We start from the raw sequence: 14,871 nt of genomic DNA on the forward strand, positions 1-14,871 counted from the left end.
CCTCGGCTGCGCCGGACCGCCTGCGCGGTCGGGCGCGATCAGACGTCGTACTCCGTCACCGGCGAACCCAGCAGGTACTTGTCGAACCACGAGCGGATGTGGTGCTGATTCTGCACCCGGCGAGAGGGCGTTCCGCTGCGCGACAGCTCGTGGCTCTCGCCCGGGAAGCGGACCATCACCGCGGTCTTGTTCTGCTGCTTGAGGGCGCGGAACATCGCCTCGCCCTCGTGGATCGGCGTCCGCCAGTCCTCCTCGCTGTGGATCACCATCAGCGGAGTCTGGATGCGCGACGCGTAGGTCACCGGCGAGCGCTCGGCGTACTCGGCCGGACTCTCGAACGGCGGCTTCCTGAACCAGCTCGGCGTGAACAGCGCGAAGTCGCACGAGTAGTACATCGCCGCCCAGTCGGCCACGCAACGCTGGGTCACCGCCGCCGCGAACCGGTGTGTCTGGACGATGATCCAGTTGGTGAGCAGCCCGCCGCCGCTCCCGCCCGTGACGCCGAGCCGCTGCTCGTCGACGTAGCCGCGGCCGAGCACGTGATCCACGCAGCTCATCAGATCGAGGTAGTCGTCACCCGGATACTTGTACTGGATGACGTTGGCGAATTCCTGGCCGTAGCTGGTGCTGCCGCGAGGATTGGTGAACAGCACGACGTAGCCGGCGCCGGCCAGATGATGGAATTCGTGGAAGAAACCGTGGCCGTAAGCGGTGTGCGGGCCGCCGTGGATCTGCAGCACCATCGGGTACTTCCGGTTGGCATCGAATCCGGGCGGCTTGAAGATCCAGCCGTGGAGCTTCCTCCCGTCGAACGCGTCGCACCAGAACTCCTCCGCTTCGGCCAGCGCGCGGGCTTCGAGCAACGCCTGATTGGGGGCGTAGAGTCCCGTCAGCGTTCCCGAGGTGGCGTCGAAGAAGTAGAGATCCCCCGGCGAACCGAGACTGCCGATGGTGAGCGCCCAGCGGCGGCCGTCGGGCGTCGCGGTGCCGGCGATCACGTCGAGCTTGGGCGGCGTCAGGAGCTTCAGCTCGCCGGTCTCGACGTCCACACGCGCCAGGGCGGAGGCGCCCTTCGAGCACACGCGCGCTATCACAGCGCGGCCGCCCTCCGCGAACCACAAAGGAATATCGCCCCCGCCACGCGGAGGATGCTGATCCGAAGCCACGGTTTCGCCGAAAGCCACGTCGGCGACGGCTCCCAGCTCGCGCACGGCCTTCCCCGGACCGTCGGCAACCAGCAATGTCGGCTGGTCGTAGGAGTTGGGCCGCGCCGGCGTGCGCGTCGAGATCATCGCCAGGCGCCCACCCGGCCCCGCGATCCATGCCGCCGGTCCGCCCTTCGGGTCCACCACGGTCGCCAGGCCCTCGCCGTCGGTGGGCTCGCCGCGATCCGCCTCGACCGCATACAGGATCGCCTCATCCGCTCCGAACCAGGGCTCCGGCCGCCGGTCGGAGAGGAACAGCACGCGCGCCCCGTCGTCGCTCCAGCGCGGCTCGCGCTCGGCGTACCGGCCGCGCGTCAGCGCGCGCGGAGTGCCTCCGGGCGCCTCGACCACCCAGACGTGATCCCGCCGCTCGAAATCCGTGAAACCGACGTCGTTCTCACGAAAGACCGGCCGATTGACGACGCGCGCCGGCTCGTTCTTCGGCTGCTTCCGAGCCTCGTCGTCGAGTTCGGGATGATGCGGGCTCAAGAAGGCGAGCTTGAGCCCATCCGGCGACCACGCCGGCGACGACACGCCGCCCTTCAGCTTCGCGACCCGATGCGCCTCGCCGCCGGTCATCGGCAGGATCCACAGCTCGCCATCCTTCTCGCCCTCCGGCGTGCGCACGAAAGCCAGCGCCTTGCCGTCGGGCGACCAGCGCGCCTGGCGATCCTTCTTGCCGAAGGTGAGCGGGCGTGGACCCTCGGCGGAGTCGGCGAGCCAAATCGCGGCGCGGTATTCGTCGGCTTCGCGGTCGACGTGAACGCGCGTGAACGCCACGCGCGCGCCATCCGGCGAAATCCGCGGATCGGCGATCCAGACGAAATTCAGGACGTCGTCTTCGGCCAGCGGCTTCCGGCCGTTGCTTTCGCTCATGGCTGCGCCAGCCTCACCGTGGGTCTCGGCGGAATCACGCCCCATGCCGCCCACCACACGCGGGTGTCCACGCTCAGCTCGCCGGCTCGCACCAGCGGATCGTTCTCGAAGCGTGCGGCCGCCGAGGCGCTGTCGGTGCTGAACACGCCAATGCCCGCGATCTCACCCCGATCGAGGAACGGCCCGGCCGAGAGCAGCTCGCCCGAAAGCAGCATGCCCATGATGCCGTCGAGATGCTGGCGCTGGAGCGCGACCCGGCGCGTCGAATCGATCGCCGCCGAACGCTTGCCCGCTCTCAGAAACACGAGCGGCATCGCGATCATGCTGTCGGGCTTGTCGGGGCGCTGCTTCGCGCGCTCACGATAGGCGTCGCCGATCCCCGCTGGCGCCATCCACGGATGCAGCTCGAGCGCGAGCCTTCCCGACCGGATCGCGGGGTCGTCCGCGCACAGCTTTCGAATCGAATCGGGCGGCAGGTCGCGGAATATGAACACGCCGCGCATCGCGCCGTCGCCCTGGAACGGCCCGGCGCCGATCAGGGCGCCGAGCGCGGCCATGCGCCGGATGTTCGCCATGTGTCCGGCCTGAATGCTGTCGGTGCGGGGAGTGCGTTCCGGCGTCCAGCTCGCCCCGCGCGACAGGATCCCGAAAACGTAGCGGTCCATGCTCGACATGTCGGGCGCTCGAAGCTGGCCGGCGGCGGGATGCGCGGCGAGGATGGCGACCGCCAGAGCCACGGAGAGCGAGAGCGCGGATCGCGCGACGGCGGTGGGACGGAGCATTCGAGGACTGTAGCCGGAAGCGGGCCGCGAGGTCACGCGGGCGGCCACTCGCCCCATTCTCGTCCCCTCGGCTTCGCCGGCCAGCGCGTGCTAGATTCCCCGGTCCGAACCCTCGAGTACCCCAGGCTCGCCGCGCGGCGCCGCCGCCGGGGGCCCTCACCTCAGGAGAACCCACACGATGAAGCGGATTCTCACCGCGGTCCTCGCGCTCGCGATCGCCGGCGCGGCGACCCGGGCGATCGCGGACAGCACCTCGACCTCGACCCCCGCGGCGGCGGCCAAGCCGGCCTCGCCCGCGAAGGCTCCGGCGTCCAGTGCGTCCACCGCCGCCGCCACCTCCAAGGACAAGGCCATCATGATGATCGACGCCCAGATCGCGAAGGTCGACAAGTCGAAGCCCAACTGGAAGACCTCGCTGGCCCAACCGACCGTCGCCACCTTCGATCCCGCCAAGACCTATTACGTGCGCATGGTCACCAACAAGGGCCCGATCCTCATCAAGTTCCTGCCCAAGGTGGCGCCGATGCACGTCACCAACTTCATCTATCTGACGCGGCTCGGCTTCTACGACGGGCTGTCGTTCCATCGCGTGATTCCGGGCTTCATGGCCCAGGGTGGCGATCCGATCGGCAACGGCACCGGCGGCCCCGGCTACGGCTTCGGCGGCGAGTTCGATCCGGCCGTCAAGCACGACGGCCCCGGCAAGCTCTCGATGGCCAACGCCGGCCCGGGTACCGACGGCAGCCAGTTCTTCCTCACCTTCGTCGCGACGCCGTGGCTCGACGGCAAGCACACGTTGTTCGGCGAGGTGGTCGAGGGCATGGAGACGCTGAAGGCGCTCGAGAAGTGCGGCAGCCCTGGCGCGGGCAAGCCCACCGAGCCGCTCAAGATGACCAAGGTTACGATCGAAGTGAAGTAATTCGCGATTGCGACGCCCGCCGAACGGCGGGAGCGACGCGGGCTCGCCGTTCCGGCGGGTCCGCGTTCGCGTTCCACGCCGCGAATTGCGGTTGACCGCGGCACGCATCGGTGGTCCCATCATCGCTTTGCCGCGGCATCGTCCGCTCGGCTCCAGCCGATTCCGATCCCGGAGGAAGCGATGCGAGAACGCCTCGACGCGCTGAAAACGCGCCTGATGGACATCTTCGACCTCAACATGGCGGCGTCCCTGCTGCGTTGGGACCAGACCACCTACATGCCTCCGGGCGGGGCCGAAGCCCGCGGCCGGCAGCTGGCGCTGTTGACGAGGCTCGCGCACGAGCGCCTGACCGACCCCGAGATCGGAAGGCTGCTCGACGCGCTGCAGAAGGAGGTCGCCTCGCTGCCGCCGGACTCGGACGAGTCCGCGCTGGTGCGCGTGACGCGCCGCGAGTTCGAGCGCGCCGTGCGGCTGCCGTCGGAGTTTGTTTCGGAGATGCAGAACCATTTTTCGCACGCCTATCAGGTCTGGACCGGCGCGCGCCCGGCCAACGATTTCTCGCGTGTGCGCGATATCCTCGAGAAGACCCTCGAACTCTCGCGCCGCTTTTCGGGCTACTTCCCGGGCAGCGAGAACATCGCCGACCCGCTCATCGATCTGGCCGACCCGGGCATGAAGGCCTCGAGCGTGCGCGCCGTGTTCGCGCAGCTTCGCGAGCAGCTGGTGCCGCTGGTCAAGGCCATCACTTCACGGCCGCTGGCCGACGACTCGTGCCTCAAGCAGCACGCACCCGAGGCCGAGCAGCTCGCGTTCGGTCTCGAGGTGATCCGCGCCTTCGGCTACGACTTCGAGCGCGGCCGACAGGACAAGACCCACCATCCGTTCATGACCAAGTTCTCGCTCGGCGACATCCGCATCACCACGCGCGTGCGCGAGGACGACGTGACCGACGCGCTGTTCAGCACGCTCCACGAGTCGGGCCACGCCATGTACGAGCAGGGCATCGATCGCAAGTACGAGGGGACGCCGCTGGCCGACGGGGCATCGGCCGGCGTGCACGAGAGCCAGTCGCGCCTGTGGGAGAACCTGGTGGGCCGGAGCCGCGGCTTCTGGGAGTATTTCTATCCGCGGCTGCAGCAGGTGTTCCCCACCCAGCTCCGCTCGGTGCCGCTCGATACCTTCTATCGCGCGATCAACAAGGTGCAACCCTCGCTCATTCGCACCGACGCCGACGAGGTCACCTACAACCTGCACGTCATGCTGCGTTTCGATTGCGAGCTGGATCTGCTCGAAGGCCGGCTCGCGGTGAAGGATCTGCCCGAAGCCTGGCGCGCGCGGATCAAGTCCGACCTCGGCATCGTGGTGCCCGACGACAAGGACGGCGTGCTCCAGGACGTCCACTGGTTTTCGGGGCCGATCGGAGGTCAGTTCCAAGGCTACACGCTCGGCAACATCCTGAGCGCGCAGTTCTTCGAGACCGCCTGCCAGGCGCAGCCCGGCATTCCGGGCGAGATCGCGCGGGGCCGATTCGGTGCGCTGCACGACTGGCTGCGGGACAAGGTCTATCGGCCGGGCGCCAAGTTCGAACCCGAAGTGTTGGTCAAGAACGTGACCGGCAAGCCGGTCGGGATCGAGCCCTATCTGCGCTACCTCTGGGGCAAGTATGGCCCGCTCTACGGCGTCGAGGCTCCCGGAGCCGCGCTGGGCGCTTTGCGTTAGCGAGGGGGCGGACGGGCTGTGATTCCTGCCCGCGCGGGGGGTCTCATTTGGTGACGGGCCGCGGGCTTCAGGCCGCCAGCGATGACGAACTGCTGCAGCTCTACCGGCGCGAGAGCGCTCTCGCCTCGGGTCGGGCTGCCGCTTCGGAGTTGTTCTCGCGCCACTCGCGGCGAACCTATCTGTGGTGCCGGCGCTACACCCGGGATCCGGAGCATGCCATGGAGCTGGCTCAGGACGTGATGCTCAACGCCTATCGTGCGCTGCCCGAGTTCGAAGGCCGCTCGCAGTTCGGCTCGTGGCTGTTCGTGATCGCGCGCAACGTGTGCCTGAAGGCGGTCCGCAAGCCGGGCTGGTTGATCGACCCCGAAGCGGAGCCCGACAGCCTTCCGCATCCCCAGGACGATCCCGCCCGTGAGTTCGAGGAGCTGCGCGACGAGGACCGCCTGCGCGCCCTGCTCGAACGCACCCTCGACGATCAGGAGCGGCGCGCGCTATGGCTGCGCTGCGAGGAGCGCTTCTCGGTCGAGGACATCGGCCGCGCGCTGAAGCTCGACAACGCGACCGGCGCGCGAGCGCTGCTCCAGCGCGCTCGCCGCAAGCTTCGCGCCGCGCTCGATCGCGCCGGGGAGGTCTCGTGAACCCGGTTCCTTGCTTCGCGCCCGAAGACGTCGAGCGCGTGCTCGCCTCGCCACCCGGCGATCCGCGCCGCGCGCACGCGCGCGAGTGCCCGAAGTGCGGCGCGCTGGTCGCCGCCTTCGAGCTCTATCGCGACGCACCCGTACCGGTGACCGCGGCCGAGGCGGACGAGGCCGAGGCGCGGCTCAAGGCCTTCATCGCGCGCGAGATCGGAGCGGAGCCCGAGGCGGAGCCGGAGCGCGCCGCGGCTCGAGCGGCGGCCCCCCGGCACGCACCGCGCTTCAGCTGGCTCCAGCCGGCGCTCGCGTTCGCGGGCGTGGCGATCGTCGCCGCGGTGCTTCTATGGCCGCGGCCCACCGCCGGCCCCGCGCACGTGATGTTGCGAGGCACGCCTTCGTTGAGCGCGCATCTCGCGCTCGATTTCGCTCGCGTCGAAGCCGGGCACTTCACGGCACGGTGGGCGGCGACCGCGGGCGCCGATCGATACGAGGTGCGGCTCTACGCGGCCGATCTCTCGAAGCTGGGCTCGCTGGCGGCCACCGACACCAGCCTCGATCTCGACGCGCGAACGCTGCCCTTCATGCTCGACCCGAATCGCAAGGTGCTGGTGCGGGTGGTGGCGCTGTCGGAAGGCAAGGAGATCGCGACTTCCACGCCGCAGCCGCTCGAGCGGCGCTGAGAATCCGGCGGCCTCTGGCGTCGCCGCCTAGTCCTGGAGGTGGAGGATCTTGAGCGCGACGAGAATCGGAATCAGGGTCGCGATCAGCGCCTCGCCGGCGATGAACCCGGAAGAGAGCGGCACGACGTAGCGCTCCTGCGAGCGCCTGGAGCCGATTCGCCAGACCTCCTGGAGCAGCCCTCCCAGGAACATCGTGCACACCGCGCTGCCCGGCACCAGCATGCCGATGCCGAGCCCGGCCGGTGACGGCACCCACTTCCTGAGGAAAGTCGACTCGAGGAGCGTGAGCGCGACCCCGATCGCCGCGCCGACCAGCAGCGCCGCCACCGCGCCGTGCGGGAGCGCGCTCAAGCCCTTCGACAGGATGATGCCGAAGCCGACGAAGCGCTGCGAGATCGGCGACTGGAGACCGTTGTCGCCGCCAATGCCGTAACTGTCGCGCAGCAGCGGATAGACGAACGAAACCGCCGCGGCGCCCACCGGCACGGCCAGCAGCTGTGCGTAGGTGAGGTACTTGGGCGTGCTGCCGATCATGTAACCGGTCTTGTAGTCCTGCATCAGACCTTCCGAGGCGGAGGCAACCGAACCGGTGACGCCGCTCGAGACGATGTTGGGCAGCAGTTGCCCGGGCGCGAGTACGCCGAAGATGCCCTGCATCATGTTGGAGAGCGTGCTGATCGGTCCCCAGTTGGTCTCGCCGAGCACGCGAATCCCCACCAGCATGAGCGGCAGCGAGAGGATGATCGCCGCGATCGTGAGCCACGGCGACATACCGAGTGATACCTGCACCGCCACCAGCGCCGCCGCGCTGATCAAGGACCCCCAGATCACCCAGCGGATCGGGAAGTCGCCGCTGTCCATCGAGGCCATGGTGAGATTCCTGAAGGTCTTGACCAGCACCTTCCAGCGCAGCACCAGCGCGGTGAGTCCGCCGGCCACCAGCACGCCGGTCGCCGGCCACATGATCCACAGCAACATCTCGCGCCGCAGCATGTGAGGGACCCAGCCGCTGGCGAGCAGCCACGGCGGCATCAGCACCCAGGCGACAATGCAGCCGATCAGCATGCTGACCGTCACCCGGAAACCCACCAGCATGCCCGAGCCGAGCGAGAGCAGGCTCCAGCTGATGCCGACGTTCATCTTGGCGCCGTTGGCACTGAGCGGCAGCAGCTCGGGAATGCGGTACCACGCCTTGCCGATCAGGCGGGCATCCTCGCGAATGGCGAAGAGGACGGCCGAGAGCACGCCGCCCAGGGCCATCGAGCGCGCGGCGCTCTTTGATTCGTCGCCGCGTGAGTCGAGTACGATCAGGGTTTCTCCGGCCGCCACGCCGTCGGCGAAGGTGAGCTTTTCATCCACCACGAAGTGCTGGCGCATGGGCACCGACAGCAGCACCCCGAGGATGCCCGCGGTGGTGAGCCAGAGAAAGGCCATGGTGGGGGTGAGCACGAAGGTGAAGTGGGCACCCGGATCCATGCGCAGCATGTCGAACGCCGCCATCAGCACGCACAGGAAAGCGGTCTGCCCCGCCGAGGTCCCGGCGGTCTGGACGATGTTGTTCTCCCACCGATTGAAATTGCGAAAGGCGATGCCCAGCGCCAGGTAGCCGAAGAACGCGGACACCACCGATATGTTCGGGCCGAAGCCGAGCTTGAGCACGACGTAGGGATAGGAGCCGCCGATCACGGCCGCCACCACCATGGCGGTGATCAGCGAGCGAACGGTGAGCTCGCGGGCTCCGGCGGGGCGTTCGGCGGGTGCCAGGTCGGCGGCTGCGGCGTCGTGCATTCGCGGAGCATTACCACACGCAGGGGACACTGAAAACGCAGAATCGCCGTGCGGCCTGCCCGATTCGGGCTCGGGCGGTCGGTCCCCGCTCGCGCGCGTTGCGCCCGTCCTGATCGCGCGTCCTGCACGAGTGCGCGGAGGATCCGGCCGGCGCGTCGCGAAAACCCCCGATTCGCGCGAGCCTTCATGCAACCCGCACGTCCCGACCGGGCGAATTCGCCACCGCGCACGATTGGCCCCGTTCTTTCAAGACCGACGGTAGGCCGCGCGGCTTCATTCGCGCGACCCTGGGGGGAACACATCATGCGCCGAACAACGCTCCGCCATCTTAGCGGCCTCGCTTTGGCCATCACCGTGACCTTGGCGGCCGGCCGGGCCTCGGCCGATTGCTCGATCACGGGTGCGACCCAGATCTGCGGCTCGCCGGTCACTCTGTGCGGCCCGATCGACGCCTGGGACTTCCGCTGGACGTTCCCTGACGGGTCGACCGCTTCCGATCCCTGCATCACCGCGTCGACCGCGGGCGTCTATTCGCTGTCGGTGTTCGACGGGACCAACTGGTCGGCCCCGTGCACCACGACGATCACCTCGACGCCGCCGCCCGCCGCTCCGGCCATCGCCGGTCCGAGCAACGGCTGCACCGACAACACGGTCTCGCTGTGCGGGCCGGACGGCTTCGGTTATCAGTGGACCGGCCCATTCGGCTTCTTTGCCACCAGCTCCTGTGTGAACGTGTCGAATGCCGGCAGCTACCAGCTCAAGATCCGGACGCTGCCCGACGGGTGCTGGAGCACTCCCACCACCCAGGTCGTGACCTTCGCGGATTGCTCGCAGGTTCAGAACTGCCCGCGCCCGGCCTGGTGGTGGTCGGCCGAGTGTCCGAGCCGTGATCGCCGGGGCAATCGGATCGATGCCAACGTGCTGCTGCCGGTCGCCGATTGCGTCTCGAGCCACGCGCCGATGCTGAACAGCACCGACGCCGGCTTCTGCAGCGTCATGCAGGGTTGGCGGCGTTCGCTCCGCACCCGCGCCATCCGCCAGACCGCGGCGGTGTGGGCCAACGTGTGCGCGGGTCAGGCGGCTCTCGTCGCTCGCAATGGCCAGCCGATCGCGCTCGATCCTTCGACCCATGTGTCGCTGCCGAGCTACACCGGCACGGTGGCGTCGTTCCTCGACTTCGCGTCGTCGGAGCTGACCCGTCTCAATAGCACCAACGACCGGATTCGTACCGTGCGCGACTCTTATCGCTCGCTGATCCGCACCGCCTGGAACATCAATCACGGCCTCGGTATCGGACCGACTTGCTACACCAACCCGCCGGCGTCGAACGCTTCGACGTCGCCGGCCGCCGTGGACGACATGGACGCCCTGCTGGCTTCGGGCGCCGACCCCGAGCCGCTGTCCACCGAGATCATGGACGACCTCGATGGCCCGCTCACGCTCGGCACTTTCGAGCCCAACCCGTTCAGTTCGTCGACGCGGCTCGCCTTCGCGATATCGACCGCCAGCCCGGCCGACGTCACGATCGGTGTGTACGACATCAGCGGCCGTCTGGTTCGTCAGCTCACCAGCGGTACCCGTGCCCCCGGCCAGTACGAGATCACCTGGGACGGCCGGAAGGATGACGGTGCGCAGGTCCGCAGCGGTCTGTACTTCGTGATGGGCCGCATTGGAGGACAGCAGGTTCAGACGCGAGTGACCTTCGTCCACTGATTCACGGACGATTCAACATGGGTTTGGTGGCGGCTCCGCGGGCCGCGCCAGCCCAGCCGGGAGCAGGAGGTGGCGATGGCCGCCCGGCTCCTCCCTACGCGACCGCCCCGCATGACTCTGCGGGGCGGTTCGCTATCTCTCAGTGCGAGGCGCTGGTCTGCGAGTACGCCACAGGCAGCACCGCCAGCTTCCCCCACACCGCCTGCAGCTGGCGATCGCGCCCGCAGCCCACACGATAGGCGTGGTAATGGTCCCACGACTTCTTCCAGAAGTCCTGGTGGTAGTCCTCCGCCGGGTAAAACGGGCCGGCCTTCCGGATCTCGGTGACGATGGGTCTCTTCAGCACGCCGGATTTCTCGATCCCGGCCTTGGAGGCGAGCGCCGCCTGGTGCTGCGCCTCGTCGCGGTAGAACACGACCGAGGTGTACTCGTCGCCGCGATCGCAGAACTGGCCATCGCTCTGCGTGGGATCGATGCCGTGCCAGTAGATGTCAAGCAGCTGCTCGTACGTGATCTTGCTCGGATCGAACTTCACCTCGACCGACTCCTTGTGCCCGGTCATTCCCGATCCCACCTCTTCGTAGGTGGGATTCGAGGTGTGGCCGCCCGAGTAGCCCGAGACCACCGAGAGCACTCCGGGGCGCGACTCAAATTGCACCTCCATGCTCCAGAAGCAGCCGCCGGCGAAGATCGCGGTCTCCGGCTTGACGCTCGCCGGGGCTGCGGAAGCAGGCTGCGCTGCGGTCGCCTTCTCGACCCGAGTGGTCGGGTTGGTGTCGGCGAGCGCCACCGCAGAGAACACACCGAGCACCGCCACGATCACGAGCGGGCTGGCGAAAACACGAGTCAACCTCATGACACTCCTCCGTGTCGGGATGGCGCCGCGGCCGGCGCTTGGGGTTCGATTCTGATACGCGGCGACGTCCGATTCGTGACCGGCCGGCCAGCTCGCCCCCGCGAAGTTCGCGAACGGCCCGCCAGCTCGCGCGGTGGCGCGATCTCGCGCCACTCGCCGGGGGCGAGCCGCGCGAGGTCGAATGGACCGATCCGCACGCGCACCAGGCGCAGCGTGGGAAGTTCCACCGCTGCGGTCATGCGGCGGACCTGACGATTGCGGCCCTCGGTGATGGTGAGCTCGAGCCAGTGGGTGGGAATCGCAGAGCGCTCGCGAATCGGGGGCGTGCGCGGCCACAGCCTGGGCGCAGCGATGGCGCGGACGCGCGCCGGCCGCGTGCGCCCATCGTTGAGCGCCACGCCGCGTCGTAGCGCGTCGAGCGCTTCGCGACTGGGCACGCCCTCGATCTGCACCCAGTAGGTCTTGGGCAGCTTGTGGCGCGGATCGGTGATGCGGTGTTGCAGCGCACCGTCGTCGGTGAGCACCAGCAGGCCTTCGCTGTCGGCGTCGAGCCGGCCGGCGGGATAGAGCCCGGGCGGCACGTCGAGCTCGGCGAGCGTCGCGCGACCCTCATGATCCCTGAACTGACAGAGCATGCCGTAGGGTTTGTTGAGCAGGACGAGGCGGGGCATGGCCACAGTCTACCCCCGCGCCACGCGCTTCGCCCGCGCGCTGCCGCGCGCTAGGATCGCGATGTGACGCTCAAGTTCTTCGGCCGCCGGCTCGGCGCCGCGCACCTCGCGGCGTTCGCCACGTTCATTCTGGCGCTGGCGCTGCGGGCTCACTGGTTTCACGTCACCGAACGATCCCCGGATGAGGATCTCTACACGAAGTTCGGCGCGGGGATCGCGCGGGAAGGGCCGGCCTGGCAGGCCCGGCTGACGCGCCAGTTCAACGCCGGTGAAGACGTGGACTATCCGTGGCCCAATCGCTTTGGTTTCATGGCGCTGGTGGCGGTGGCCATGCGCGTCACCGGACACCGCACCGTCGAAACCGGTGAGCTGCTCTCGACCGCATCGAGCCTCGGCGCGATCGGGCTCATCGGCGCCATCGGATTCCTGGCGCTCGATCCGTGGGCGGGCGTGATCGCGATGCTGTTCCTCGCGGCTTCGCCGCTCGACCTCGGGCTCGCCCGCCGGGCCTGGCAGGACGACGTCATGAGCCTGCTGTCGGTGGGGATGGTGGCGTGCTTCCTGGTGGCGGCGAACGGCGACCGCCGCACGCGGCTCGCCTCGCTCGGCTTCATGGCGATCGCCTGCTTCGCGCTCACGGTGAAGGAGAGCTCGATCATTCCGGTCGGGCTCGGCGTCGCCGGGCTCGCCTTCATCGAGTGGCGGCGCACGGGAGGATGGCGGGCGCCAGTCGGAGTGCTCGCGCTCGGCGCCACCGCGGGCCTGCTCGCCGCGGCGGTGATCGTGGCGGCGAACGGCGGCTGGAAGGCGCTGCACGCCACCTGGCTGCTGAGCAAGGAAGCCACCGCGCCCGACGACTACATGCGCGAGTACCAGAGCGGCGGCATCGGGTACTACCTGACTGGATTCCGCATCCTTCAGCCGGTTCCGTTCATGCTCGGCTACCTGGCGGCGATCTGGGCGCTGCTGCGCGCGCGCTGGCCGCTCGCCCGGCTCGACGCGCCCCGCGCCGGAGCGGCGCTCGCGGCGCTCGCGATCTACGCGATCGCCTTCAGCGCGGTTTCGTTCAGCTACCCGTCCAAGAACCTGCGCTTCCTCTCCCCGATTTATGGCCCGATCGCGTTGCTGGCGGGTTCGCTGGTGGTCGCGGGGGTGCGGGCGATCCCGGTCGCGCGCCCGGCTCGAGCACGCGCCATCGCGATCGCGTTCGCGGCCGTGCTTCTGCTGGCGTCGGCGGCGCGAGACATCGCGTGCTTCCGACACTATTTCATCGAGTATCAGATCCAGGACCTCGCGACCCCGTGGTTCACGCAGGTCGACAAGGGGAAGCTCTGATCTTCGCGGTCGCGAGCGCCTCGATCGGAACGCCGCGCGCCGAGCGGTCGATGAGCCGCTCGAGCCGGCGCTCGCGTCGCCCTACTTGCGGCCCTCGATCAGCGCGGTCGGGACGGTGAGCGCGAGCTCGCCGCGGCGGGCGGCAACCGCATTGAGGTTGGCTTCGAGCTTCGCCATCGACTCCGCGACCGTGCCGTCGCGGAGGATCGCCTTCCACGCCGGCATGAAGCCCATGCGGATGAAGGCGTGGCGGAGCAGCGCGGTGCCGTCGGCGAAGCGCATGCGAAATCCGGAGCGCACGAAGTCGTGGATTCGAAAGCCGGCGCTCACGAGCCGCGCGCTCACCGATTCCACCGTGCCGCGATGGGCGATGTGCTGCTCGAGGCCGGCGACGCGATCGTGCTGGCCGAGTTCGACCAGCGTGGCGCGAAGGACTTCGTAGAACTCGGCCATGTGGCCGGAGAGATTGGTGGTGAGGACGAGGCTCGCGCCGGGCTTCGCCACGCGATGGCAGACCCGCAGCACGTGATCGGCGTTCTCGAAATTGTTGATGCCCAGATTGGAGACGATCAGGTCCACGGATTCGCCGGGTAGATCGAGCGTGGCGGCATCGCGATCCACGACTTCGACCCCGGCGAGGCCAAGACGCGCCAGCCGCCGGCGCAATCGGCGCGCGACCGGCGCCCACGGATCCACGGCGATCACGCGAGTGCCGGGTCCGCAGCGCTGCGCCAGCTCGATGCTGAGGAAGCCGGAGCCGGCGCCGACGTCGAGAATGGTCTGGCCCGCGCGGATCGGAACGCGATCGAGCATCGCGAGCCCGAACGGCGCCGACCACAGCGGCAGCTCGTCGTAGAATTCGGCGAACTCTTCGGTCTGGATGTCGATGTCGTCGAGGTGTTTCATGGACCGGCGCGCCCCGGGTTCACGCGAGTCTTCGCCAGGGCCCGAACCTGCGTTCTAGGCCCGCAGCTCCCCGCTCACGCTGTCGGCCAGCACCGTCGCGCGATTGTTGCTCACCTCGAAGAAGCCGCCGCTCACCCGCAGCTGCTCCTCGGGGCCGCCGGGGCGCCGAACCGTGAGCGCGCCCGCGCCGAGCGATGTCACCAGCGCGGCGTGATGGGCGAGCACGCCGAGGTAGCCCTCGGCGCCGGGCACCTGGACGTACTCGACCGCGCCGTCGAACACCGAACGCTCGGGTGTGAGAATCGCGAGCTGGAAGGTGGTCGCCATCGTCGCCTCTACCGCGCCGCCGCCGCGAGCTTCTCGCCGGCTTCAATCACTTCCTCGATCGGACCCTTCATGTAGAAGGCCTGCTCGGGCAGGTCGTCCAGCTCGCCGTTCACGATCATCTTGAAGCCGCGGATGGTGTCCTCGAGCTTGACGTACCGGCCGGGCGTGCCGGTGAAGACTTCGGCGACGAAGAAGGGCTGCGAGAGGTAGCGCTGAATGCGGCGCGCGCGGCCCACCGTCACCTTGTCGTCCTCCGACAGCTCGTCCATGCCGAGGATGGCGATGATATCCTGGAGATCCTTGTAGCGCTGGAGAATCCGCTGCACCGTGCGCGCGGTGTTGTAGTGCTCCTCCCCGACGATCGCCGGATCGAGGATGCGGCTGGTCGAGCCGAGCGGATCCACCGCCGGGTAGATGCCGAGCTCCGAGATCGCGCGGTCGAGCACGGTGGTGGCGTCG

14 protein-coding genes are annotated in these 14,871 nt (G+C 68.7%); 6 read left to right on the forward strand and 8 right to left on the reverse strand.

From position 1 onward, the window contains the following. Positions 1 to 38 precede the first annotated feature (38 nt). Positions 39 to 2,081, reverse strand: coding sequence for a S9 family peptidase (locus tag VMJ70_02245; protein ID HTO89928.1), 2,043 nt, complete (start codon positions 2,079 to 2,081; stop codon positions 39 to 41). Next, complete coding sequence (locus VMJ70_02250) at positions 2,078 to 2,863, reverse strand: hypothetical protein (GenBank protein ID HTO89929.1); 786 nt, start codon at positions 2,861 to 2,863, stop codon at positions 2,078 to 2,080. Before VMJ70_02250 ends, VMJ70_02245 begins: the two co-directional genes overlap by 4 nt. Before the next feature lie 178 nt (positions 2,864 to 3,041). Between VMJ70_02250 and VMJ70_02255 the strand changes: the two genes are divergently transcribed. The 4 genes from VMJ70_02255 to VMJ70_02270 all read left to right on the forward strand — a co-directional run bounded on the left by VMJ70_02255 (position 3,042) and on the right by VMJ70_02270 (position 6,816). Next, entirely contained in the window at positions 3,042 to 3,782 is a 741-nt protein-coding gene (locus tag VMJ70_02255) for a peptidylprolyl isomerase (GenBank protein HTO89930.1), read from the forward strand. A 180-nt stretch (positions 3,783 to 3,962) separates the two neighbouring features. Continuing rightward, positions 3,963 to 5,501 carry a carboxypeptidase M32 gene (locus VMJ70_02260; GenBank protein ID HTO89931.1) on the forward strand — a complete coding sequence of 513 codons (1,539 nt, stop codon included), beginning with the start codon at positions 3,963 to 3,965 and terminating at the stop codon, positions 5,499 to 5,501. A gap of 50 nt (positions 5,502 to 5,551) precedes the next feature. Then, the gene (locus VMJ70_02265; GenBank protein HTO89932.1) at positions 5,552 to 6,139 is read left to right on the forward strand and encodes a sigma-70 family RNA polymerase sigma factor; all 588 of its coding nucleotides are present in this window, start codon (positions 5,552 to 5,554) and stop codon (positions 6,137 to 6,139) included. After that, positions 6,136 to 6,816: a hypothetical protein gene (locus VMJ70_02270; protein HTO89933.1), complete on the forward strand. Its 681-nt coding sequence runs from the start codon at positions 6,136 to 6,138 to the stop codon at positions 6,814 to 6,816. Before VMJ70_02265 ends, VMJ70_02270 begins: the two co-directional genes overlap by 4 nt. Before the next feature lie 27 nt (positions 6,817 to 6,843). Here the strand turns inward: VMJ70_02270 and VMJ70_02275 are convergent, their stop codons facing one another. After that, positions 6,844 to 8,604 carry an OPT family oligopeptide transporter gene (locus tag VMJ70_02275; protein HTO89934.1) on the reverse strand — a complete coding sequence of 587 codons (1,761 nt, stop codon included), beginning with the start codon at positions 8,602 to 8,604 and terminating at the stop codon, positions 6,844 to 6,846. 354 nt (positions 8,605 to 8,958) lie between these two features. Between VMJ70_02275 and VMJ70_02280 the strand changes: the two genes are divergently transcribed. Beyond that, complete coding sequence (locus VMJ70_02280; GenBank protein ID HTO89935.1) at positions 8,959 to 10,317, forward strand: FlgD immunoglobulin-like domain containing protein; 1,359 nt, start codon at positions 8,959 to 8,961, stop codon at positions 10,315 to 10,317. Positions 10,318 to 10,456: 139 nt separating this feature from the next. Here the strand turns inward: VMJ70_02280 and msrA are convergent, their stop codons facing one another. Both msrA and VMJ70_02290 read right to left on the reverse strand, forming a co-directional pair. Beyond that, positions 10,457 to 11,173, reverse strand: a complete 717-nt coding sequence (gene msrA / locus VMJ70_02285) for a peptide-methionine (S)-S-oxide reductase MsrA (protein HTO89936.1) — start codon at positions 11,171 to 11,173, stop codon at positions 10,457 to 10,459. Next, positions 11,170 to 11,844 carry a pseudouridine synthase gene (locus tag VMJ70_02290; GenBank protein HTO89937.1) on the reverse strand — a complete coding sequence of 225 codons (675 nt, stop codon included), beginning with the start codon at positions 11,842 to 11,844 and terminating at the stop codon, positions 11,170 to 11,172. The genes msrA and VMJ70_02290 overlap by 4 nt, the downstream gene beginning before the upstream one ends. Positions 11,845 to 11,907: 63 nt before the next feature. Between VMJ70_02290 and VMJ70_02295 the strand changes: the two genes are divergently transcribed. Continuing rightward, on the forward strand, positions 11,908 to 13,179 hold the full coding sequence (locus tag VMJ70_02295) for a hypothetical protein (GenBank protein HTO89938.1): 1,272 nt from the start codon (positions 11,908 to 11,910) through the stop codon (positions 13,177 to 13,179). Between the two features lie 81 nt (positions 13,180 to 13,260). Here VMJ70_02295 and VMJ70_02300 read toward each other — a convergent pair whose 3' ends face one another. The 3 genes from VMJ70_02300 to VMJ70_02310 form a co-directional block, all read right to left on the reverse strand. Then, positions 13,261 to 14,085 (reverse strand): class I SAM-dependent methyltransferase, encoded by an 825-nt coding sequence (locus VMJ70_02300; GenBank protein HTO89939.1) that lies wholly within the window; start codon positions 14,083 to 14,085, stop codon positions 13,261 to 13,263. A gap of 54 nt (positions 14,086 to 14,139) precedes the next feature. Beyond that, a complete protein-coding gene (gene atpC / locus VMJ70_02305) occupies positions 14,140 to 14,412 on the reverse strand; it encodes an ATP synthase F1 subunit epsilon (protein ID HTO89940.1) in 273 nt (90 codons plus the stop codon). A gap of 8 nt (positions 14,413 to 14,420) precedes the next feature. After that, positions 14,421 to 14,871 (reverse strand): hypothetical protein (locus tag VMJ70_02310; protein ID HTO89941.1); only part of this gene is annotated, 451 nt, incomplete at its 5' end.

The sequence above is a fragment of the Candidatus Sulfotelmatobacter sp. genome, assembly GCA_035498555.1.
Taxonomy (GTDB): domain Bacteria; phylum Eisenbacteria; class RBG-16-71-46; order RBG-16-71-46; family RBG-16-71-46; genus DATKAB01.

What these genes read in the sequence shown, in the direction of transcription:
- VMJ70_02255 (HTO89930.1), top strand. Translation starts at nt 3,042, where the DNA reads ATGAAGCGGATTCTCACCGCGGTCCTCGCGCTCGCGATCGCCGGCGCG.
- msrA (HTO89936.1), bottom strand. Translation starts at nt 11,173, where the DNA reads ATGAGGTTGACTCGTGTTTTCGCCAGCCCGCTCGTGATCGTGGCGGTG.
- VMJ70_02260 (HTO89931.1), top strand. Translation starts at nt 3,963, where the DNA reads ATGCGAGAACGCCTCGACGCGCTGAAAACGCGCCTGATGGACATCTTC.
- VMJ70_02275 (HTO89934.1), bottom strand. Translation starts at nt 8,604, where the DNA reads ATGCACGACGCCGCAGCCGCCGACCTGGCACCCGCCGAACGCCCCGCC.
- atpC (HTO89940.1), bottom strand. Translation starts at nt 14,412, where the DNA reads ATGGCGACCACCTTCCAGCTCGCGATTCTCACACCCGAGCGTTCGGTG.
- VMJ70_02245 (HTO89928.1), bottom strand. Translation starts at nt 2,081, where the DNA reads ATGAGCGAAAGCAACGGCCGGAAGCCGCTGGCCGAAGACGACGTCCTG.
- VMJ70_02290 (HTO89937.1), bottom strand. Translation starts at nt 11,844, where the DNA reads ATGCCCCGCCTCGTCCTGCTCAACAAACCCTACGGCATGCTCTGTCAG.
- VMJ70_02300 (HTO89939.1), bottom strand. Translation starts at nt 14,085, where the DNA reads ATGAAACACCTCGACGACATCGACATCCAGACCGAAGAGTTCGCCGAA.
- VMJ70_02250 (HTO89929.1), bottom strand. Translation starts at nt 2,863, where the DNA reads ATGCTCCGTCCCACCGCCGTCGCGCGATCCGCGCTCTCGCTCTCCGTG.